The 16,071-nt window shown below is 59.5% G+C and carries 28 protein-coding genes, 2 rRNA genes and 1 pseudogene (1 of these 31 cut by a window edge); 3 read left to right on the top strand and 28 right to left on the bottom strand.

The genetic code is table 11. From position 1 onward, the window contains the following. Positions 1–1,332 (top strand): 23S ribosomal RNA (locus tag ACVWSC_RS19430) (it extends 1,559 nt beyond the left edge of the window). A 129-nt stretch (positions 1,333–1,461) separates the two neighbouring features. Beyond that, positions 1,462–1,577 (top strand): 5S ribosomal RNA (gene rrf / locus ACVWSC_RS19425). A gap of 245 nt (positions 1,578–1,822) precedes the next feature. On the opposite strand, the gene queD is transcribed toward rrf, so the two are convergent. The 12 genes and pseudogenes from queD to ACVWSC_RS19365 all read right to left on the bottom strand — a co-directional run bounded on the left by queD (position 1,823) and on the right by ACVWSC_RS19365 (position 7,039). After that, a complete protein-coding gene (gene queD, locus ACVWSC_RS19420) occupies positions 1,823–2,179 on the bottom strand; it encodes a 6-carboxytetrahydropterin synthase QueD (protein ID WP_442108745.1) in 357 nt (118 codons plus the stop codon). Positions 2,180–2,242: 63 nt separating this feature from the next. Next, the gene (locus ACVWSC_RS19415) at positions 2,243–2,455 is read right to left on the bottom strand and encodes a helix-turn-helix transcriptional regulator (RefSeq protein WP_442108744.1); all 213 of its coding nucleotides are present in this window, start codon (positions 2,453–2,455) and stop codon (positions 2,243–2,245) included. A gap of 43 nt (positions 2,456–2,498) precedes the next feature. Next, entirely contained in the window at positions 2,499–2,675 is a 177-nt protein-coding gene (locus ACVWSC_RS19410) for a hypothetical protein (RefSeq protein WP_442108743.1), read from the bottom strand. Positions 2,676–2,717: 42 nt separating this feature from the next. Beyond that, on the bottom strand, positions 2,718–2,912 hold the full coding sequence (locus ACVWSC_RS19405; protein ID WP_442108742.1) for a hypothetical protein: 195 nt from the start codon (positions 2,910–2,912) through the stop codon (positions 2,718–2,720). A 172-nt stretch (positions 2,913–3,084) separates the two neighbouring features. Continuing rightward, positions 3,085–3,369, bottom strand: a complete 285-nt coding sequence (locus tag ACVWSC_RS19400) for a hypothetical protein (RefSeq protein ID WP_442108741.1) — start codon at positions 3,367–3,369, stop codon at positions 3,085–3,087. Then, complete coding sequence (locus ACVWSC_RS19395; protein WP_442108740.1) at positions 3,369–3,569, bottom strand: hypothetical protein; 201 nt, start codon at positions 3,567–3,569, stop codon at positions 3,369–3,371. Before ACVWSC_RS19395 ends, ACVWSC_RS19400 begins: the two co-directional genes overlap by 1 nt. A 61-nt stretch (positions 3,570–3,630) precedes the next feature. After that, entirely contained in the window at positions 3,631–4,002 is a 372-nt protein-coding gene (locus ACVWSC_RS19390; protein ID WP_442108739.1) for a phage protein NinX family protein, read from the bottom strand. Beyond that, the gene (locus tag ACVWSC_RS19385; protein ID WP_442108738.1) at positions 3,999–4,511 is read right to left on the bottom strand and encodes a hypothetical protein; all 513 of its coding nucleotides are present in this window, start codon (positions 4,509–4,511) and stop codon (positions 3,999–4,001) included. Before ACVWSC_RS19385 ends, ACVWSC_RS19390 begins: the two co-directional genes overlap by 4 nt. Next, positions 4,508–4,858 carry a DUF4884 domain-containing protein gene (locus ACVWSC_RS19380; RefSeq protein WP_442108737.1) on the bottom strand — a complete coding sequence of 117 codons (351 nt, stop codon included), beginning with the start codon at positions 4,856–4,858 and terminating at the stop codon, positions 4,508–4,510. Before ACVWSC_RS19380 ends, ACVWSC_RS19385 begins: the two co-directional genes overlap by 4 nt. A 191-nt stretch (positions 4,859–5,049) precedes the next feature. After that, positions 5,050–5,715 (bottom strand): annotated as a pseudogene (locus tag ACVWSC_RS19375) (hypothetical protein); the annotation flags it as partial. A gap of 83 nt (positions 5,716–5,798) precedes the next feature. Beyond that, positions 5,799–6,275, bottom strand: a complete 477-nt coding sequence (locus ACVWSC_RS19370) for a hypothetical protein (RefSeq protein ID WP_442108736.1) — start codon at positions 6,273–6,275, stop codon at positions 5,799–5,801. A gap of 23 nt (positions 6,276–6,298) precedes the next feature. Further along, positions 6,299–7,039 (bottom strand): DNA cytosine methyltransferase, encoded by a 741-nt coding sequence (locus tag ACVWSC_RS19365; protein ID WP_442114335.1) that lies wholly within the window; start codon positions 7,037–7,039, stop codon positions 6,299–6,301. A 12-nt stretch (positions 7,040–7,051) separates the two neighbouring features. Between ACVWSC_RS19365 and ACVWSC_RS19360 the strand changes: the two genes are divergently transcribed. Then, the gene (locus ACVWSC_RS19360; protein ID WP_442114398.1) at positions 7,052–7,228 is read left to right on the top strand and encodes a hypothetical protein; all 177 of its coding nucleotides are present in this window, start codon (positions 7,052–7,054) and stop codon (positions 7,226–7,228) included. A 17-nt stretch (positions 7,229–7,245) separates the two neighbouring features. On the opposite strand, the gene ACVWSC_RS19355 is transcribed toward ACVWSC_RS19360, so the two are convergent. The 16 genes from ACVWSC_RS19355 to ACVWSC_RS19280 form a co-directional block, all read right to left on the bottom strand. Next, positions 7,246–8,400: an RNA-directed DNA polymerase gene (locus ACVWSC_RS19355; protein ID WP_476461708.1), complete on the bottom strand. Its 1,155-nt coding sequence runs from the start codon at positions 8,398–8,400 to the stop codon at positions 7,246–7,248. A gap of 202 nt (positions 8,401–8,602) precedes the next feature. Beyond that, positions 8,603–8,959 carry a four helix bundle protein gene (locus ACVWSC_RS19350; protein WP_442108734.1) on the bottom strand — a complete coding sequence of 119 codons (357 nt, stop codon included), beginning with the start codon at positions 8,957–8,959 and terminating at the stop codon, positions 8,603–8,605. A 54-nt stretch (positions 8,960–9,013) separates the two neighbouring features. After that, complete coding sequence (locus tag ACVWSC_RS19345; protein WP_442108733.1) at positions 9,014–9,628, bottom strand: Lcl C-terminal domain-containing protein; 615 nt, start codon at positions 9,626–9,628, stop codon at positions 9,014–9,016. A gap of 63 nt (positions 9,629–9,691) precedes the next feature. Further along, the gene (locus tag ACVWSC_RS19340) at positions 9,692–10,294 is read right to left on the bottom strand and encodes an Lcl C-terminal domain-containing protein (protein ID WP_442108732.1); all 603 of its coding nucleotides are present in this window, start codon (positions 10,292–10,294) and stop codon (positions 9,692–9,694) included. A 62-nt stretch (positions 10,295–10,356) separates the two neighbouring features. Then, positions 10,357–10,716 carry a hypothetical protein gene (locus tag ACVWSC_RS19335; protein WP_442108731.1) on the bottom strand — a complete coding sequence of 120 codons (360 nt, stop codon included), beginning with the start codon at positions 10,714–10,716 and terminating at the stop codon, positions 10,357–10,359. Between the two features lie 248 nt (positions 10,717–10,964). Further along, positions 10,965–11,447, bottom strand: a complete 483-nt coding sequence (gene ssb / locus ACVWSC_RS19330; protein ID WP_442108730.1) for a single-stranded DNA-binding protein — start codon at positions 11,445–11,447, stop codon at positions 10,965–10,967. Positions 11,448–11,457: 10 nt separating this feature from the next. Beyond that, positions 11,458–11,955 carry a siphovirus Gp157 family protein gene (locus ACVWSC_RS19325; RefSeq protein ID WP_442108729.1) on the bottom strand — a complete coding sequence of 166 codons (498 nt, stop codon included), beginning with the start codon at positions 11,953–11,955 and terminating at the stop codon, positions 11,458–11,460. Further along, the gene (locus tag ACVWSC_RS19320; RefSeq protein WP_442108728.1) at positions 11,952–12,695 is read right to left on the bottom strand and encodes a hypothetical protein; all 744 of its coding nucleotides are present in this window, start codon (positions 12,693–12,695) and stop codon (positions 11,952–11,954) included. The genes ACVWSC_RS19325 and ACVWSC_RS19320 overlap by 4 nt, the downstream gene beginning before the upstream one ends. Positions 12,696–12,990: 295 nt before the next feature. After that, the gene (locus tag ACVWSC_RS19315; RefSeq protein ID WP_442108727.1) at positions 12,991–13,446 is read right to left on the bottom strand and encodes a hypothetical protein; all 456 of its coding nucleotides are present in this window, start codon (positions 13,444–13,446) and stop codon (positions 12,991–12,993) included. Continuing rightward, on the bottom strand, positions 13,443–13,664 hold the full coding sequence (locus ACVWSC_RS19310) for a hypothetical protein (RefSeq protein ID WP_442108726.1): 222 nt from the start codon (positions 13,662–13,664) through the stop codon (positions 13,443–13,445). Before ACVWSC_RS19310 ends, ACVWSC_RS19315 begins: the two co-directional genes overlap by 4 nt. Further along, positions 13,661–13,852, bottom strand: coding sequence for a hypothetical protein (locus ACVWSC_RS19305; protein ID WP_442108725.1), 192 nt, complete (start codon positions 13,850–13,852; stop codon positions 13,661–13,663). The genes ACVWSC_RS19310 and ACVWSC_RS19305 overlap by 4 nt, the downstream gene beginning before the upstream one ends. Next, the gene (locus ACVWSC_RS19300; protein WP_442108724.1) at positions 13,849–14,265 is read right to left on the bottom strand and encodes a hypothetical protein; all 417 of its coding nucleotides are present in this window, start codon (positions 14,263–14,265) and stop codon (positions 13,849–13,851) included. The genes ACVWSC_RS19305 and ACVWSC_RS19300 overlap by 4 nt, the downstream gene beginning before the upstream one ends. Before the next feature lie 12 nt (positions 14,266–14,277). Then, positions 14,278–14,526 carry a hypothetical protein gene (locus ACVWSC_RS19295; RefSeq protein ID WP_442108723.1) on the bottom strand — a complete coding sequence of 83 codons (249 nt, stop codon included), beginning with the start codon at positions 14,524–14,526 and terminating at the stop codon, positions 14,278–14,280. A gap of 19 nt (positions 14,527–14,545) precedes the next feature. After that, positions 14,546–14,767 (bottom strand): DUF551 domain-containing protein, encoded by a 222-nt coding sequence (locus ACVWSC_RS19290; RefSeq protein ID WP_442108722.1) that lies wholly within the window; start codon positions 14,765–14,767, stop codon positions 14,546–14,548. Continuing rightward, positions 14,764–15,030 carry a hypothetical protein gene (locus ACVWSC_RS19285; protein WP_442108721.1) on the bottom strand — a complete coding sequence of 89 codons (267 nt, stop codon included), beginning with the start codon at positions 15,028–15,030 and terminating at the stop codon, positions 14,764–14,766. Before ACVWSC_RS19285 ends, ACVWSC_RS19290 begins: the two co-directional genes overlap by 4 nt. A 193-nt stretch (positions 15,031–15,223) precedes the next feature. Next, on the bottom strand, positions 15,224–15,700 hold the full coding sequence (locus tag ACVWSC_RS19280; RefSeq protein ID WP_442108720.1) for a DUF1566 domain-containing protein: 477 nt from the start codon (positions 15,698–15,700) through the stop codon (positions 15,224–15,226). Positions 15,701–16,071: the final 371 nt, after the last annotated feature.

Raw genomic sequence — 16,071 nt, 5'->3', positions numbered from 1 at the left:
AAAGCTTCTAAGCTTCAGATAACTAGGAACCGTACCCCAAACCGACACAGGTGGTTGGGTAGAGAATACCAAGGCGCTTGAGAGAACTCGGGTGAAGGAACTAGGCAAAATGGCACCGTAACTTCGGGAGAAGGTGCGCCGGTGAGGGTGAAGGACTTGCTCCGTAAGCCCATGCCGGTCGAAGATACCAGGCCGCTGCGACTGTTTATTAAAAACACAGCACTCTGCAAACACGAAAGTGGACGTATAGGGTGTGACGCCTGCCCGGTGCCGGAAGGTTAATTGATGGGGTTAGCTAACGCGAAGCTCTTGATCGAAGCCCCGGTAAACGGCGGCCGTAACTATAACGGTCCTAAGGTAGCGAAATTCCTTGTCGGGTAAGTTCCGACCTGCACGAATGGCGTAACGATGGCGGCGCTGTCTCCACCCGAGACTCAGTGAAATTGAAATCGCTGTGAAGATGCAGTGTATCCGCGGCTAGACGGAAAGACCCCGTGAACCTTTACTATAGCTTTGCACTGGACTTTGAATTTGCTTGTGTAGGATAGGTGGGAGGCTTTGAAGCGTGGACGCCAGTTCGCGTGGAGCCATCCTTGAAATACCACCCTGGCAACTTTGAGGTTCTAACTCAGGTCCGTTATCCGGATCGAGGACAGTGTATGGTGGGTAGTTTGACTGGGGCGGTCTCCTCCTAAAGAGTAACGGAGGAGTACGAAGGTGCGCTCAGACCGGTCGGAAATCGGTCGTAGAGTATAAAGGCAAAAGCGCGCTTGACTGCGAGACAGACACGTCGAGCAGGTACGAAAGTAGGTCTTAGTGATCCGGTGGTTCTGTATGGAAGGGCCATCGCTCAACGGATAAAAGGTACTCCGGGGATAACAGGCTGATACCGCCCAAGAGTTCATATCGACGGCGGTGTTTGGCACCTCGATGTCGGCTCATCACATCCTGGGGCTGAAGCCGGTCCCAAGGGTATGGCTGTTCGCCATTTAAAGTGGTACGCGAGCTGGGTTTAGAACGTCGTGAGACAGTTCGGTCCCTATCTGCCGTGGACGTTTGAGATTTGAGAGGGGCTGCTCCTAGTACGAGAGGACCGGAGTGGACGAACCTCTGGTGTTCCGGTTGTCACGCCAGTGGCATTGCCGGGTAGCTATGTTCGGGAGAGATAACCGCTGAAAGCATCTAAGCGGGAAACTTGCCTCAAGATGAGATCTCACTGGAACCTTGAGTTCCCTGAAGGGCCGTCGAAGACTACGACGTTGATAGGTTGGGTGTGTAAGCGCTGTGAGGCGTTGAGCTAACCAATACTAATTGCCCGTGAGGCTTGACCATATAACACCCAAGCAATCTGCAACGCAGATTGTGGTGGTGAAGACGAAAGTCACCGAAAGTTTGCAAAACCACAAAGTCACATACCCAATTCGCTGGAGTGTCTAACAAGACCTTCTGGCAACAGAATTTCTTGACGACCATAGAGCATTGGAACCACCTGATCCCATCCCGAACTCAGCAGTGAAACGATGCATCGCCGATGGTAGTGTGGGGTTTCCCCATGTGAGAGTAGGTCATCGTCAAGATTAAATTCCGAAACCCCTATCTGCGTATGCAGGTAGGGGTTTTGTCTTTTCCGCCGACCAAAATCTGCTGGGATGGGCTTCTTCTTGTGGGAGCTGTGGGAGCGGGCTTGCCCCGCGATCGCAATCTGCCTGATACATCGCTATCGCGGGGCAAGCCCGCTCCTACAAGTGGTGCAAGACAGTTGCCCCCACAGGGGGCACAAAAAAACCACCTCGGGGGTGGTTTTTTCATATCTAACGCCGGATCAGTCGCCGTAATACTCGCAGCCACTGGTGCAGGTTTCGTGAATACGCACCTTGGACAACTCTGGCAGCAGGGGTTTGACCTGGTCCCAGATCCACTTGGCGAGCACTTCGCTGGTAGGGTTTTCCAGGCCAGGAATGTCGTTCAGGTAGTTGTGATCCAGTTGCTCGTAGAGCGGTTTGAAGATCGCCTTGATCTCGGAAAAGTCGCGAATCCATCCGGTATGTGGGTCCAGCGGGCCGGTCAGGTGCAAGGCAACCTTGAACGAGTGGCCGTGCAAGCGACCACATTTATGCCCTTCAGGAACGTGCGGCAGGCGGTGTGCCGACTCGAAGGTGAACTCTTTGAAAATTTCCACGGTGTGGCCTGTATAGCTGATGGTGTAAGGGTTGGAGCAGGCCACGCTTGTTTGGTGTACTGCTCAATGTACTGATTGGTCGTTGCTGGGGGTCAAAGAGGACATCCAAACCGAGATATCCGACTGACGCCAAGCGACCGAGTTGGGTCCTATTCTAACCTGTTTTGGGAAAGTGCCCTCTTTGATTCTGCGGTACACAGTGTTGCGGCTGATGCCGATAATGTGAACCACCTCCTCAATGCGTAGGAAGCGGTCAATGTTCTTTGCTGGTGTCATGTATGTCTCCACGCCGCTGGTGGCGGCACAGTAGGAATAGTGGTCAAGCGAGGAAGTGGTGGCCTACAGCGGCGGCCAGGGCGGCCTGCTCGCTGCGGAACATGAGCTGGGTCTTGCTGGTGTGGCCATAGGCCTCGTACTCAACGTCAACCCACCAGGCGCCGAACTTCCGATAAGGCGCGCCCAGGATCTTGCTGACGTAGCAGTCGATCAGGTTCATGGGTGTCTCCACGTCGCGCATGGCGACAGAGGTGGGGAAGGGTTAGTCGTAGCTGGAGCTCGAACCGCTATCGCTTGCGTTAGATGAGCTGCAGCTATCGCTCGACGAATAGCTGCTACCGCTGTCATGGCTGCGACTGGAGCAGCTGCTGTGGGAGCGGGACGGCTCGTAGCTGTCGATCTGGTTGGCCGGGTTCAGTGGGCTGATCGGGCTCAATGGGTTGAGTGGGTCAAGCATTGGGTCTTGTCGACCGGCTGCAGGGCTGTGGCCGGCGCGAAATCCCGTTGGTGCGGGCGCAGGTGCAGGGCGTTGCGGCTTTGCCTTTCGGCGGAAGAGCCGGGTCAGGAAATTGGGCATGGTTCATCCTCGCCCGCCTACCGGCAGGCTTGAGTTGTTGTAGGGGGAGGGGTTACGCGCCCTTGAACGGGACGACGTTCTCGAGTTCGCGCTTCACGCCACCGGCGTCGCGGAAGATTTTCCACTCGACGTGGTGCGCGGCGCAGTAGTGCACGTCGGGAGCCACGAGGGCCGAGCAGTAATCACACAGGCTGCGATCACAGGTCTTGCCATCGCCAACTGGGTAGTCGCACAGGTTTTCCGCGACAGACCCACATCCTGAGCAGTGCGGGCCCAGGTCACCACAAATATGGCCAGTTGGACGCCGGTCTTTGTCGTAGATCGTGTAGCAGGCCATCACCGGCCACCGTGGCCGCGGCAGACATTCTCCTTCAGCGAGTGACCGTGATTGAGCTGTCGGAACTCGGTGCAGATGACCACGATATCGGCGCCGTCCCGGCGGTGCACGGGCATGGCGCTGAAGTTGAGGCTGCTGCAGTCGTTCAGTCGCTTGGCGCAGCCTTTACACCGGCCGCCCTTCGGGTAGTAGTTCGTCATGGCCTCGGCCCCTTCCAGATCATCCAGGCCATGTAGAGCGGGGCGGCGATGGGTAGGAGGATCATGGCAGCAGCTCCTTTGGCACCTGGACGGTTTCTCCAGCCTCGGCCAGTACAAGGCAGCGCATGGCAGCGGTCAGATAGTCTGTTGAACGAGACTTGCAGTGAGTGATGTGCTCCTCGGCCCGCCAATCGGCATCGCTGAGAGGAGTAACTGTGATGGCGTATTTTTCCAAAAGAGGGCCGCCCGTCAGCCAATCAACAGCTGGCTTGTAGCGCACCGGGAACATCCCTTCTTGCTGGATGAACACCCGAGCAGGGACGCCGTACTGCGCCGGCACCACTGACGGGTTCAGGCCGATGGCAACTGCCACCGACCAGTTCAACGGCTCGCCAACTAGGTCGGCTGCCTTCACTTCGATCAGGTCGCTCATCGCGCCACCGCCTGCCAGTAAGGCCCCTTGTTGGTCACCAGGCCCTTTCGCTTCAGGCGCTGGCAGGCCTTGCTGATCTCCTCGCGAGACTCGCGGATGGCGCCGCGCATGGCGTAGGCGGTTGAGCCCTCGATGCCAAGCAGGTGCCCCAGAACTCGCTCGTCAGTTCCGCCGTCAAGCATCCCATGGCCATACTTGGCCGCCACAGTTGCCACTGCCAAGCGCATGGCATCGCGCCGGGCGCCCGGTTCGGCTGCGTGCGATATCTCGCTTTGCTTGAAGCCGACATACGGCACATGGGCTGTGGCCCGAGCGAGACTGTGCAGGCAGCAGATGTCCATCCTAAGCTTTGCGATGATGAGCATCGTCTGGCGGTCGTCTTGCATCGGTAGCCAAACCTCCCGGCCTGTCTCGGGGTCGTCGTAGTAGAAGGCGTCACTGCCGCGCCGGTACTCGAGCTCGAGGCCCATAGCCTTGGCTGACAGCTTGATGATTTCCTCTTCTGTCACAGCTCATACCTCTCTTCATTCCAGCGCGCTGGCGCCTTTGCTGGGATAGGGGTGTTGTCTTGTTCGTGCGGGGAGAGCTGGCGCTCGGTGTGGTGAGCACCGCCAGGTATCCCCTTTTGAGGGTCGCAACCCTTGCCGCAGTCCTCGCTCCAGGCCGTAGTGCCCGAGCAGTTCGTGAAGTACTTGTTGCCGCCGCTGTTGAGAAAGCGGTAGACGGTGCAGCCGTCGACAGTGAAAAGTTTGTCGACCTTGTATGTACCGGCGACGACGGTGGCAGCGGGCATGTCAGGCTCCCGGCAGCCGGCCAGGGTGGCAAGCAGCAGGAGGCAGAGGGCGAGGCGGGTCATTGGCTCATCTCGCGCTGGTTGTCGGCGTATGCTTCCGCGTTGCACTTCGGGCAGGGAATGTCGCCGCCGCTCAACAGTGGACCGCCTGGTACATCGCAGCTGTCTTCATCCCACAGGAAGCCATCGACGCACTGAGCATCGGGGTACGGCGCACCGAAGTGGCTGCCGTGGTAGTCACATACAGATGTGCTTGGCTCGACCACCTCGAACTCCACGACCCAGACCCATGGGTTGGCGCTCCATGATTCGTCACCGTTGATGCTGCACCAGAGGCACTCGAATAGCTGCGCGGCGGTGAGCGTCTCGTCTGCGTCGGGTGCGCGCCGAAGGAAATTTACACCTTCTGCTTCAGCTTGCTCCTCGCTGATGTCTTGCAGCCGTTCAACACGCACCGCAGTGATTTCCAGCAGGATGCGGCTAGCCCAGCGGGGCATGTGGATTGAGGGGCGCCCTCGGCCCTGCGAGACCATTGTGCATCCTGTCTGCCGGATGCTTCTATCTGCGGGGTACATGATGGGCTCGCCCTGACTCAGGTCGCGCGGCGCAATCGAATCGAGTTGAGCATCTGCCAGCCAGGCCTCACGCACCCACAGGTGGTCACCTGGTTCGCCAAATGGGCAAGCACCTAGTTCCCCAACCTTTACGGCGCACTCCTGCTCGGTTTTGCCGTGGACGACAAACCCATAGCGCGGGTGATGTTGGCCTACAGCAGTCCAAGGCTCCGGACTGTCTGGATATTCCAGGCGTGGGATCTGGCCGCCTTTGATCGGTCGGCGGGTGACCGTCTTCCGTCCTTCCAGGATGGCACGGACCATCGGCCCACTGAACAGTATCGGGCGTTCCTTTGCTTGAGACATAGCTTCGCCTTGGCCGCCATATCGCGGCATTGAATAGAGGGGAGAGGGGTTAAAGCTGGATGGAGTACAAATGTACTCATTGGCTATTCGCCCTGATTGGCCAGCATGTTCAGGCGCTGGAAGGAGGTGCCTGGGATTCCCTGATCGCGCTCAATCGGCGCGCTTGGATCTTCGATGGATGCCAGGGCTCGGTCATCAACGTACAAGCGACGACCCTTCGATACCCGCTCGGCCTTCCACTGTGTTTCCGCATCAAGCTCGCCGACCTCAATGCAATCCCGAATCACTTCTTGGGCTTCTGCTAACTGAGTGCGCAGCTCCTTTACTTCCGTATCACGCGCAGCAAACGCCTTAGCACCCTGGTCGGCCATGTCACCGGCGCTGAAGCCGTCTTCCTGGTGCTGGGCGGCTGGAGCATCCAGCAGACCCTGCCAGAACTCAGCGTGTGGGGACGGGCATGGATGGGCTTGGTACTGAAGCAGCTTTACCAGGCGCTCAACTTCATCGCGCGGCACGCTGACCATCTGTTCGGTGTTGCTGGATCGGTTTTCTGTGGGCATGGGGATACCTCGCCGTGGTGGCTTCATTGAGTTTCGAGATATGCGGCTATGAACTGCGTTGCCGCTTCAGCATTGATGGCGTTTCCGTAGGCGCGCAGTCGTCCCACTCGACCGGGAGCCCCATTAGCCAGCGGGAATGTGCCGGATTCAACTGGGCGCCACCGGGCATCCCGGCAGAAGAGCCAGTCAGAAGCTGACCAGAGGCTGTTAATCGGGCCGGCTGGTCTGTCCGGGTTAGAGCTACCGCCTGATTTAGCGGCATCCCCGTATCCTGCGGTCGCGAGTCCTTCGCCCCTCTGCTCGCATCTGCCGCGGTCACTGTTGGCCACCCGCAAAGATAGGCTTGGCGCGGTAGCTGATCTAATCGGTCCGCCCCGCCTCGCTGAGCCACCATCCCTGGGGTGTCCTTGTGATCGCGCGTTGTTGGCGTGACCCACCCAGAAAAGTCGGTCTCGGATGTGCGGCGCGCCGACGCCCGCAGACGGGAACGCGACGGCCCCAAAGGCGTAGTCCATGGCTTCCAAGTCAGCGTGTACAAGGTCGACCCAAGGCTCGACAGCCTTGCTTGCAACCTGTTCTCCAAGGATGACTGGAGGTTTTCGCTGCCTGATGAGCCAGGCGAAAGTTGGCCAAAGGTGCCTTGAGTCCTCAAACCCACCTCCAGCGCCTGCCGAGCTGAAAGGCTGGCAGGGGCAACTGCCGGTCCAAACAGGAAGGTCATCTGGCCATCCGGCTCTTCGAAGAGCGAGAGACCAGACGCCGATTCCAGCGAAGAAATGGCACTGGGTGAATCCGAGAAGATCGCTGGGCCGGACATCCTCGATGCTCCTTTCATCTACGACGCCTGGCGCGATGTGGCCTGCGTCAATCAAGTTGCGCAGCCACTGAGCTGCGTGCGGGTCAATTTCGTTGTAGTACGCAGCCATAGGCGTTCCTCGCCGGGGGTGGCGTGATTCGTTGATGTGGTTGGTTATCGCTTCGGGTAGGTTTTGGTCAGCTCGCCGTTTACGACATGCCCGCGCCGCAGAACCAGGTTGGCCAGGGCGGCGCGATCTTTCTGGCTGTGACTGGCCTGGGTGAGCAGGCCGAAGTAGCTGTTGGCGGTCTCGCGCAGCTGTTCGGCCGGTGCTGCTGCGGTGCGCTTCATGGCCTGGGTCACGGATCGCTTCCTGGTGGTGCGCCGCCAGGGCTTGATCACATGCCCAACGAAGTCCACGCCGCGGTCGATGGGCTGCAGGATGGTCTTCGAGGGATTGAGCCTGGCGCCCAGTTTCGGCAGGAACGCTTCGATCTCGGCCTTCCAGTCGTTCAGTTGCTGGGGTGATTCATGCAACAGCACGAAGTCATCGACATAGCGGACGTAGTGCTTGGCGCCCAGCCGGTGCTTGCAGAACTGGTCCAGGGCGTCGAGGTAGACGTTGGCGAAGAACTGCGATGACAGGTTGCCGATTGGCAGGCCAAGGTGCGCAGGCTGCGCGGTCAGCCGCTTGTGCTGCGGCACCCGGTTGAACAGGTGCGCCGGGCTGCGGACTTGGTAGTCCTCGCGCGGGTCGTGCATCAGCACCTGCAGGGCCAGGGCGCGCCACCAGGGTTCAGCGATCCTGGCCGACAGTTGACTGGCCAGCACGCGCTTGTCGATCGCCACGAAGAAGTTGGCCAGGTCGCACTTCAGGTAGAAGCCTGGCTTCGACCAATTCTGCGTCTGGCTGCGGATCTTCGCCTCAAGGCGCCTGGCGGCGTACAGCGTGCCGCGCTCTCGGATACAGGCGCAGCTGTCCGCTATGAAGCTGCGCTCGATGCTTGGGCCAATGTGGTTGTACAGCAGGTGGTGCACGATGCGGTCGCGGAAGTCGGCGGCCCACACCTCGCGGGGCTTGGGCCGGGTGACCACGAAGCAGATAGAGCGGCCTGGCCGGTATTGGCCGGTTACCAGGTCGCGGTGAAGCGCCGTAAGGTTCCGCTCCAGGTTCATCTCGAAAGCCAGCGCGCTCGCGCTGTTGCGCTTTGAGCGACGGCAGTCGTAATAGGCCTGGACCAAATCGCTGAACGGGTAGGGCGTTGAAGCTGCGGACGGGGCGGACGCGGAGCTCGTTGTTCTTGTCGTTGTTGCTCTGAATGCCATCATCGAAGTTCATGTTGAATGCGTTGTTGGCGGAGCGCTGCGACCTGTCGTGCAATCTACGTCGGCCTGCCGAATCCTCAGCGGGCAAACTGCGCTGGACCTACACGGACGCTTTAGACCGGCGGTATCCAGGGTGCGCATGGCGGTGACCAAAGGTCAGCGGCACGACCAGGTTCAATTCGCACAGACCAGAAAGCCGTAACTCTCAGGTAGCGGGCGCGGTTGGGGTGGAGCGTTTCCAGGCATTGGCCTGTTTTCCGATAGAGGTGGTGATCTCCATCGCTTTGGCGTGCTGCGGCACGCTGATGAATCGACTTTCCTTGAACAGGCGCATCAGGAATTCGATCACCTGGACCTTCTCGACCAGTCTTGTCAGGTGCAGGCGCTTGTCCTGCGCGGCATTGGCCCGGGCGATGAGCATCAGCACGTCGATGCACTCATCAATCACACGCTTACCGAGCGACTGCTTCAGGTCGCGGGGGATGTTTCGGGTCAGGTTCGTGGCCATTTGCAGCAGGCCAAGCGATGACTTGTAGATCGATAGGTCGGTGTGCATTGCCACAACAGTGCTCCTCCTTGAGCAACCGGCCGCAAGCGGCCGGATTGAATGAACGAATTAATCGATAAGCGACCTGCGGACGGGGCGGACGCGGAGCTCGAGGTCCTTGACGTAGTAGCTCTGAATGCCACCACCGAAGTGCATGCTGAACGCGTAGTCGGCGGAGCGCTGCGAACTCGACCAGTACCAATCGGCCTTGAAGGCTTCAGGCTCACCGTTGGCGAAGCCGGGAGCTTGGGTCTTGACTGGCGATTCCTTGGTGTAGAGCAGGCCCACCGGCAGACTGTTCGGGTTGTCGCCATCGCGGTTCCAGCAGTAGTTCTCACGGCTGGTTGGCTTGAAGTGGCGGTACTGCAGCTCCTGCACGTCACGCGCCGGGATCGCCCAGTCGGTAAAACCGCCGATGCCCAGGGCAATAACCTTCTGTGCCAGCTCGCTGCCGGAGGCGGCCATGGCCTCGGTGTTGGCGCGGCTATCGGTGAGGCTGTCGGCACCGTCGATCTTGACGCCGTACTCGCCCCACTCGCCGACCAGCTCATGATCGGCGCCGGCGGTGATGTTGGCGTAGCGCTGACCGTTCTCGACGGTGATGCCAGAGAAGAAGCCACCGCCGAAGGGCTGGCCGATCTCGGGAAGCTGTACTGCAGGTGCCACTTTCTCTACTACGCTCATGTGCTGCTCCTTGGAAGGCAACAAAAAAGGCGCTGATGCGCCCCTGTTCGAATGAATGAAGGATTAAATGAACAACCTGCGGACGGGGCGGACGCGGAGCTCGTAGTTCTTGTCGTAGTCGCTCTGAATGCCATCACCGAAGCTCATGAGGAATGCGACGTCGGCGGAGCGCTGCGAACTCGACCAGTAGTAGCAGTCCTGGGCGAACACCTCAGGGCAGCTGACCCAGCCCTGGTGCAGCTCAGCAGCGGCCGGCAGGTAGAAGTCGTTGTGGTTGTCAGCGGTGTACTTGCTCGCAGCGCTGGCGGCAGGGTGGTTGCCTTCTTCCAGTAGGATCGCGCTGTTGGCCAGGCCGTCGGTTTTGCTTGTAGCGCCAGAGGTTTCGCCGCGGCGTCCCCATTCATGGCTGCCAGTGTCTTCAGCAGCGATGATCAGGTAGTGCTCCGGTACGTCACCGCGAGCAGCGACCAGGCCGCCGTTGATGCCACCCTGGCCCCGCCATGGTTGACCGACAGCAGGGATATCGGCCGGAACAACCGGCTGAACGTTGGCCACAGGCGGCAGCACCTGGGCGAACACGCTGGCAATCGCAATTTCTGCCAGCTTTGGTCGAGACATTTTGAACTGGATGCCTTTGTGTTCCAGTTTCACCATTTCAGATTTCATGGATTTTCCTCAGGATGGCGCCGCCCTCCATGGCTGGATGCGGCATGTTGGAATAGGTAAGTTCAGGCGTTGGCTAGCAGAAGCAGGCCGGTGTCGTCCGGGTCGTCGCCCAGCATCAGGTCGGGCGTCCGCAGCTCTCGCCCAATGCGGAACTGGTCGAGTTTTCGCGCCACAAAATCCGACACAACGATTTCGTGGCGCGGTGCGCTGAGGAAGTGGCGGGCCGCATCAGGCCCTAACTCATGGATGCGATGGATCAGCAGGGTCATGGCCTCGCCGTTTTCCTCGACTTCGGCCCATTGCATGATTTCAGCCAGGGCCTGGCGGGTGCCGGCGCGGGTCTTCATGCGCAGGTCTTCTTCACCGTGCTTGGACTGCTTGGCGCGGCGCCTCTGGTCTCGCTCTTGCTGAGACATCGCCATACGGCACCTCCTTCAATCCGCTGGGCGGGATGTGTATGTGCAGCTGGCGGCGACGCTGCTGCGTGAGTTTCTGGATGCGTCTCATGGGTAGCACACCTCGATTGGCGTCTTCTTCGTAGAGCCAGAAGGCATGACCACCAGTAGACGCTTGTTTCCGCGATACACGCCCCAAGGCTGACCAGTGGACTTGGCCATGGCAGCCGCGTACTTCACGGCAGGTACGGGCTGAGAGATCGTGGCGATCACGATTAGGCGCCTACCAGGTAATGCAGCGGCGCGAATGGAATGTCGTCGTCGAAGCTGTCCGGCGGCGCGGCCTGCTGACTCTGCTGCTGAGCCTGTGGGCGGCTTTGTTGGCGCTGCTGTTGAGGTCGAGGTTGTTGCTGCTGGCTACCTTGCTGGGCCTGCTGTGGCGGGCTACCGACAAACTTGATGATGATCACGCGACCAGTCAGTTTCACTCCTTGGGAGTGGTCACCCTTGGTGTATGTCTCGACGTGAGCGTCATCGATGGTGAAGTGCAACTGCTGGCCTTTGACCATGTACTGCGCCATGGTTTCGGCCTGCTTGCCCCAGAGCGTGGCATCGACCCATTGGGTGGGGCGCTTGCCATCTTGGCCTTTGCGGCCGTACTCACAGGCCAGAGCCAAGTTACATACGGCATTCCCGTCAGGCGTGTAGCGCAGTTCAGCGTCGCGGCCGAGGCGGCCGATATCGGTAAGTGTTGGCATGAGTTATCTCTTACTTGATACGAATTGAAGACTTTCCGCGCTCTAGGTGAGCGCCATTTACCTCCTGGCCGGCCTTGATCCGTTCGGAGATGGCCTTCTTGTCAGGGACATAGGTCACGCGTGAATCGACCAAGTCGTCAGGGAGGGCCTTTTCGTCGTCGATGATTACTGACTCGCGACCTTTGGCCAGAGTGATGGTGAAGAGGGGGCAGGTAATCTTGGTTATGTTCGCCGCCTCCATGTTCTCGCGCAGATAGTCGATGATCTGTCCCTTGCGATTGGACATGATCCGCTTTCGTTCTTGGAGGCGTTCAATCTCGGAATCCACGGCCTCGATATCGCCATCCATGTTCAGGATGACCCGGCTTACTGCCAGAGCCTTGTCGTTGAATTCAGCCTCAATGGCGCCCATGGTGTCGCGTACAGCTATGGACATGTCTTCGTCGGCCCCAACCATGAGGACGGTCAGCTCTTTGAATTGGCCCGTCAGTTCGTAAAGAGTGCTCATGCGGCCTGCTCCTTCTTCTGAGCGCCCTCAATGAAGGCTTTGCGCTCTTCGTATGCCTCGGTCAGACGACGGAGGAACGCTGTTTCGTTGCGCGCGGTGGCGCTTTTCACGAATCGGGTATTGAGCATCTTCAGCTCATGCATGGTGACTGCCCCAGCCATGGTCTCGACTGCTGTTTTCAGCCACTCCAGACGCTCCTGCTTTTGCTGCTCTTCAGCGGCTGCCTTGTCCTCGGCTGCTTCAACGGCAGTCTCTTCCTGGCGCTGCTGGAAGTAGTCGGTGTCATCGAACATGCCGAGGAACACATCGGCGCTAAATCCGAGCATGGACAGAGCCTTCTTGATGGCGTCTGTCAGCGACTTCTTGGGCGCTTCGCCGTCGGTGGTCATGCCGTACTTGGTCTTGTACTGGTACCGAGTGCACCCGTATTGCTCGACCTCGCCGCGCTGACCATCCTGCATGAACCAAAGCTGGATCTTGACGGTGTGGCCGATCTCCCGGCCCAGGCAGATTCGCTTGTCGCCTTCACCGGCGAACACTTCATGGCCGTCGTCGAACCGCTCTTCAAGGACCTTCCAGCCCCAGCCGATACCGACAGGGCCGAACATTTCTGTGGCCTTCATGACCATCGCGGTGCCGTTCAGGCTGGTGATCTTCTGACCGCCGACCTCGGCGCTCTTGGTGTATCGGGTATCGGTCTTGTCGACCTGGCCCCAGATGCGCATGTTGGAATTGGACATTGATAGCTCCACGCGCAGCCTAGGGCAGCGCCGTCAGTTGGAATAGGGAAATGCCAGATCACCCAAGCACGGAGGGTTGACCCAGGCTCTGGCTGCCGGTGATGGTTGCGCGCTCTTACCGGCTTACGCTCCACTCAGGGTACGGTTATCCCCGTAGGGCCCGCCGTGCATCGGGTGTGTATTCAGGAAGTGATTTGCCCGGCCAGTGAGCTGGCGAGCATGAAAGCGGTGCAGGCGAGAAGGGTGAGGGCAGAGCCGCGCCAGTAGGCGATGCGCTTGGCGCGCTGGTAGCTGGTCATGGCTTAGGCTTCAAGGCCTTGATAGCCGACTTGCCTAATGCGCGGAGTGATCGCCTGAAGTTGCCAAGGTCGCGGCGCGCCTTCTTGCGCTCCCTAACGAAGTAATAGGCCCTGGTGCAGTGGACGCATCCTTGCTTGAGCAAGTAATCCATCACTTCTTTGTCATTCAGGCCGCGATCTTCGTCTTGCGACCACTCTCGGAATGCGTCCCACATGTGCGTCTTGCGGCGATTTTTCTCGTCATACAGGATCTGCCAATGCTCTTCGCTTCCGTTCGGCCATGGAAGATCGCCAAGTTCGGGGTGTGGATTGGCAGGCTTCGGTCCAATCAAGTCGAAGCGGTTCTCACATCGACCAAGGTGAAGACCGATGTCGGCCGTCAACGACTTGATCCGCTGCAAGACTGATTCGTGAGCGGCCAAGGTGATTAGTATTGAGCGCTCAAGCTTCATGCCCGTACCTCATACCCGACAGTCCACTCGCCGCAGATGCAGGCCCGGCACTTCCAGGCTGCTGGGTTCTCGATGCTGGCCAGCTCGGCTTCGTGCACAGTAGCGGCGAACGTCGGCCCCTTGAACAGCATCAGGACGCGGTCAGGCGGCAGGCATTGGCTTGATGGAAGTTCGGCAACCTGTTCGTCGATCAGGGATTTGACCAGTGGAGTGCTCATGCAACCTCCTTGCGCCCATCAACGATCTTGTTGAGGCGCCCGCAGTAGTGGTTGAACTCTTCGATGGTGATGCGCTCATCGGTGAGCATCTCGGTAATGAGCTTTTGAACCATGACGCTCCAGCTCAGGTCCGTGCTGGGGTGCGCCATGGCGTCGAGCTCGTTGTCGAGCAGGACGTGCGGGCTCATAGCGAGGCATCCTCTGCATCAGCCTCGACGCCTGCCTGGGCATATTGCTCAAGCATCGACTCGGCGATTTCATAGAGCTTGCCGCGACTGTGGTCGCTCTGGCCGACGACTTCCCCGACCATGTTTTTCACGGTGCCGCCTGTTTCCGCTTGAAGTAGGAGCAGGGCCAAGGCATTGAGGTCGTCTTGCTCAGCCTCCTGCAGCGCCCTGAGGTGCTCGGCGAGCTTGGCTACGAACTGGTCTTGGCGGATGCCTACCGGCGGGCCAAAGCGCTGGCGGACCAGAACGTCAGCACCGCCTACCAACTGCTCGGCCTTGTCTTCGATCCAGGCCTGAACCGCTTCTTGATGCGCTGAGTCGTCTTCAGGCTCGGCGTTGTCGTAGAGCCATTGGGCTTTGCGTAGTGCTGACATGGTCGCCTCCGGTTACGGTTGGGATGCTCGATAGCGCCGCATGAAGCCATCCGTCAGGCGCTTCATGCTTCGCGGGTATCGGTCAGGGTGGTGAAGATTGCAGGGCAGGTCGCAGTGATGCCCCTGCCCATCTTCGAAGTGGTCGCACTGGCAGTGCTGCTTGAGCAGGGCCCTTGCCTCAGCTGCGCATGCAGCGCGCAGGGTGAACCAGCGACGACCGCCGCCACGGAAGACGGCAGCAGTCTCGACTGTGACGGCCATGTCGCCTCCAGGTATTGGGTTACTCGATGGGTGGCTCCAAGAACGGCTGCCAGTGCGTGACGCGATGCTCAAAACGGCAGCCGTCGAAGTAGCGCCAGTCGATGCCGTTCCAATAGAGGAAGCGCGAGCCGTTAGCAAAGCTCTGCGCTGCGCGGGCTGGTGTGTAGGCGATGACGCGAGCTTTGCCGCCGCCCTTTGGCAGTTCGGGCAGCCTGTCACTGCACTTTATCCAGCCGTTCATGCCGCCTCCGGGTACTTCTCGCCACAGAACATGCAGTAGCTGCCGATCATCGACAGGTCCTGTTTGACCGTCTTGAACCCGCCCCCGCGCTTCGGCGCCTGGTACTCAACGTGCAGGTTGAGCTTGTTCTTTATTTCCAGAGTTTTACCCAGGATCATCGCCATGCCTTGCAGCTCGACGGTGAGCTGTTGAGCTCCTGCGGGGAGTTGCGTGGCGATTTTTTCCTTTGCTCTGGCTTCAACTTCAGATGCGCAGTCGCACATGGTAATTCCTCGGTAGGGCCGCATTGGCCAGATGCCAGACGCGGGTGACCAAACCCAGCCGTGAGACTGGCCTGGCACCTGCCAATGCGGTCGAAATAGAATGTAAGGTGGTGCAGACGCCCGGCGCTTCCCGGGAAGCTTCTGGCCTAACTCGTCCTGAGTTCCGGAATCGCCTGCGAGAGAAATGAATGAATTACTGAATAGGCAACCTGCGGACGGGGCGGACGCGGAGCTCGCCGAGCTTGCCGCCGCCGCCCTGAATGCCATCACCGAAGTCCACGTCGAACGCGTCGTAGGCGGAGCGCTGCGAAGACGACCATAGCCAGTACCAGTCTTTGTAGCCGATGTTCATCCAGGCTTCGTAGAGCTCGGCAATGGCTGGGAGGTAGAAGTCAGTGTGGCCTTCAGCGTTGTGTGCGGCCGCTGCTTTCGCAGCCGGGTAGGCGCCGCGCTCGAGCAGAGCCAGGGTGTTGGCCTGGCCGTCGGTCAAGCTGGTTGCTGGCGATTCATCGCCATAGGGGCCCCACTCGAAGCGGCCCAGCTCGTCACCCAGGATCAGGTGGTAGGCCTCTTGGCCATTACGCGCCGGCATGACTCCGGCGTAGATGCCGCCTTGGCCTGGCCAGATTTCGCCGATGGCTGGCGGGATCAGTTTTTGTTCTGCGTTCATTGGGTGTTCCTGCGTTGGTTGTCATCCCAAAGCACCCGGATCACCAGGCGCTTCAGTGATGCTTTCCCGCCCAGGCCTGCTACTGGCAGCCACCTGGGCGTCAATCTCGATGTCAAAGAACGTTGGTTCCAGTCGGTCCCGCTTTCCGGGGCTGGGAGATCACTTCGCTGATCCCGTGCTATCTGGCGGCTTCACCAGTCGTGTGGCGGGCCTCTTGAGGCCCTGTGCAGGACCTGGTAGGTCGCTGCGTGAGATAAATATGTACCAATGGTTCACAGCGGTCAAGTACCAAAAGTACATAATTTTCTCGCGCCCACAAAAAAGCCCGCACGGAGCGGGCTGGCGGATGTAGGATTGGTGAAGGTCTACAG

The sequence above is a fragment of the Pseudomonas sp. NUPR-002 genome (assembly GCF_056322725.1).
This window is presented reverse-complemented; position numbering and strand designations above follow the sequence as displayed.

Bases quoted from the DNA above. Each gene is read 5' to 3' on its own strand.
- ACVWSC_RS19415 (WP_442108744.1), bottom strand. From the start codon at position 2,455: ATGACACCAGCAAAGAACATTGACCGCTTCCTACGCATTGAGGAGGTG.
- ACVWSC_RS19410 (WP_442108743.1), bottom strand. From the start codon at position 2,675: ATGAACCTGATCGACTGCTACGTCAGCAAGATCCTGGGCGCGCCTTAT.
- ACVWSC_RS19405 (WP_442108742.1), bottom strand. From the start codon at position 2,912: ATGCTTGACCCACTCAACCCATTGAGCCCGATCAGCCCACTGAACCCG.
- ACVWSC_RS19400 (WP_442108741.1), bottom strand. From the start codon at position 3,369: ATGGCCTGCTACACGATCTACGACAAAGACCGGCGTCCAACTGGCCAT.
- ACVWSC_RS19395 (WP_442108740.1), bottom strand. From the start codon at position 3,569: ATGACGAACTACTACCCGAAGGGCGGCCGGTGTAAAGGCTGCGCCAAG.
- ACVWSC_RS19390 (WP_442108739.1), bottom strand. From the start codon at position 4,002: ATGAGCGACCTGATCGAAGTGAAGGCAGCCGACCTAGTTGGCGAGCCG.
- ACVWSC_RS19380 (WP_442108737.1), bottom strand. From the start codon at position 4,858: ATGACCCGCCTCGCCCTCTGCCTCCTGCTGCTTGCCACCCTGGCCGGC.
- ACVWSC_RS19370 (WP_442108736.1), bottom strand. From the start codon at position 6,275: ATGCCCACAGAAAACCGATCCAGCAACACCGAACAGATGGTCAGCGTG.
- ACVWSC_RS19360 (WP_442114398.1), top strand. From the start codon at position 7,052: ATGGCACTGGGTGAATCCGAGAAGATCGCTGGGCCGGACATCCTCGAT.
- ACVWSC_RS19355 (WP_476461708.1), bottom strand. From the start codon at position 8,400: ATGATGGCATTCAGAGCAACAACGACAAGAACAACGAGCTCCGCGTCC.
- ACVWSC_RS19345 (WP_442108733.1), bottom strand. From the start codon at position 9,628: ATGAGCGTAGTAGAGAAAGTGGCACCTGCAGTACAGCTTCCCGAGATC.
- ACVWSC_RS19340 (WP_442108732.1), bottom strand. From the start codon at position 10,294: ATGAAATCTGAAATGGTGAAACTGGAACACAAAGGCATCCAGTTCAAA.
- ACVWSC_RS19335 (WP_442108731.1), bottom strand. From the start codon at position 10,716: ATGGCGATGTCTCAGCAAGAGCGAGACCAGAGGCGCCGCGCCAAGCAG.
- ssb (WP_442108730.1), bottom strand. From the start codon at position 11,447: ATGCCAACACTTACCGATATCGGCCGCCTCGGCCGCGACGCTGAACTG.
- ACVWSC_RS19325 (WP_442108729.1), bottom strand. From the start codon at position 11,955: ATGAGCACTCTTTACGAACTGACGGGCCAATTCAAAGAGCTGACCGTC.
- ACVWSC_RS19320 (WP_442108728.1), bottom strand. From the start codon at position 12,695: ATGTCCAATTCCAACATGCGCATCTGGGGCCAGGTCGACAAGACCGAT.
- ACVWSC_RS19315 (WP_442108727.1), bottom strand. From the start codon at position 13,446: ATGAAGCTTGAGCGCTCAATACTAATCACCTTGGCCGCTCACGAATCA.
- ACVWSC_RS19310 (WP_442108726.1), bottom strand. From the start codon at position 13,664: ATGAGCACTCCACTGGTCAAATCCCTGATCGACGAACAGGTTGCCGAA.
- ACVWSC_RS19305 (WP_442108725.1), bottom strand. From the start codon at position 13,852: ATGAGCCCGCACGTCCTGCTCGACAACGAGCTCGACGCCATGGCGCAC.
- ACVWSC_RS19300 (WP_442108724.1), bottom strand. From the start codon at position 14,265: ATGTCAGCACTACGCAAAGCCCAATGGCTCTACGACAACGCCGAGCCT.
- ACVWSC_RS19295 (WP_442108723.1), bottom strand. From the start codon at position 14,526: ATGGCCGTCACAGTCGAGACTGCTGCCGTCTTCCGTGGCGGCGGTCGT.
- ACVWSC_RS19290 (WP_442108722.1), bottom strand. From the start codon at position 14,767: ATGAACGGCTGGATAAAGTGCAGTGACAGGCTGCCCGAACTGCCAAAG.
- ACVWSC_RS19285 (WP_442108721.1), bottom strand. From the start codon at position 15,030: ATGTGCGACTGCGCATCTGAAGTTGAAGCCAGAGCAAAGGAAAAAATC.
- ACVWSC_RS19280 (WP_442108720.1), bottom strand. From the start codon at position 15,700: ATGAACGCAGAACAAAAACTGATCCCGCCAGCCATCGGCGAAATCTGG.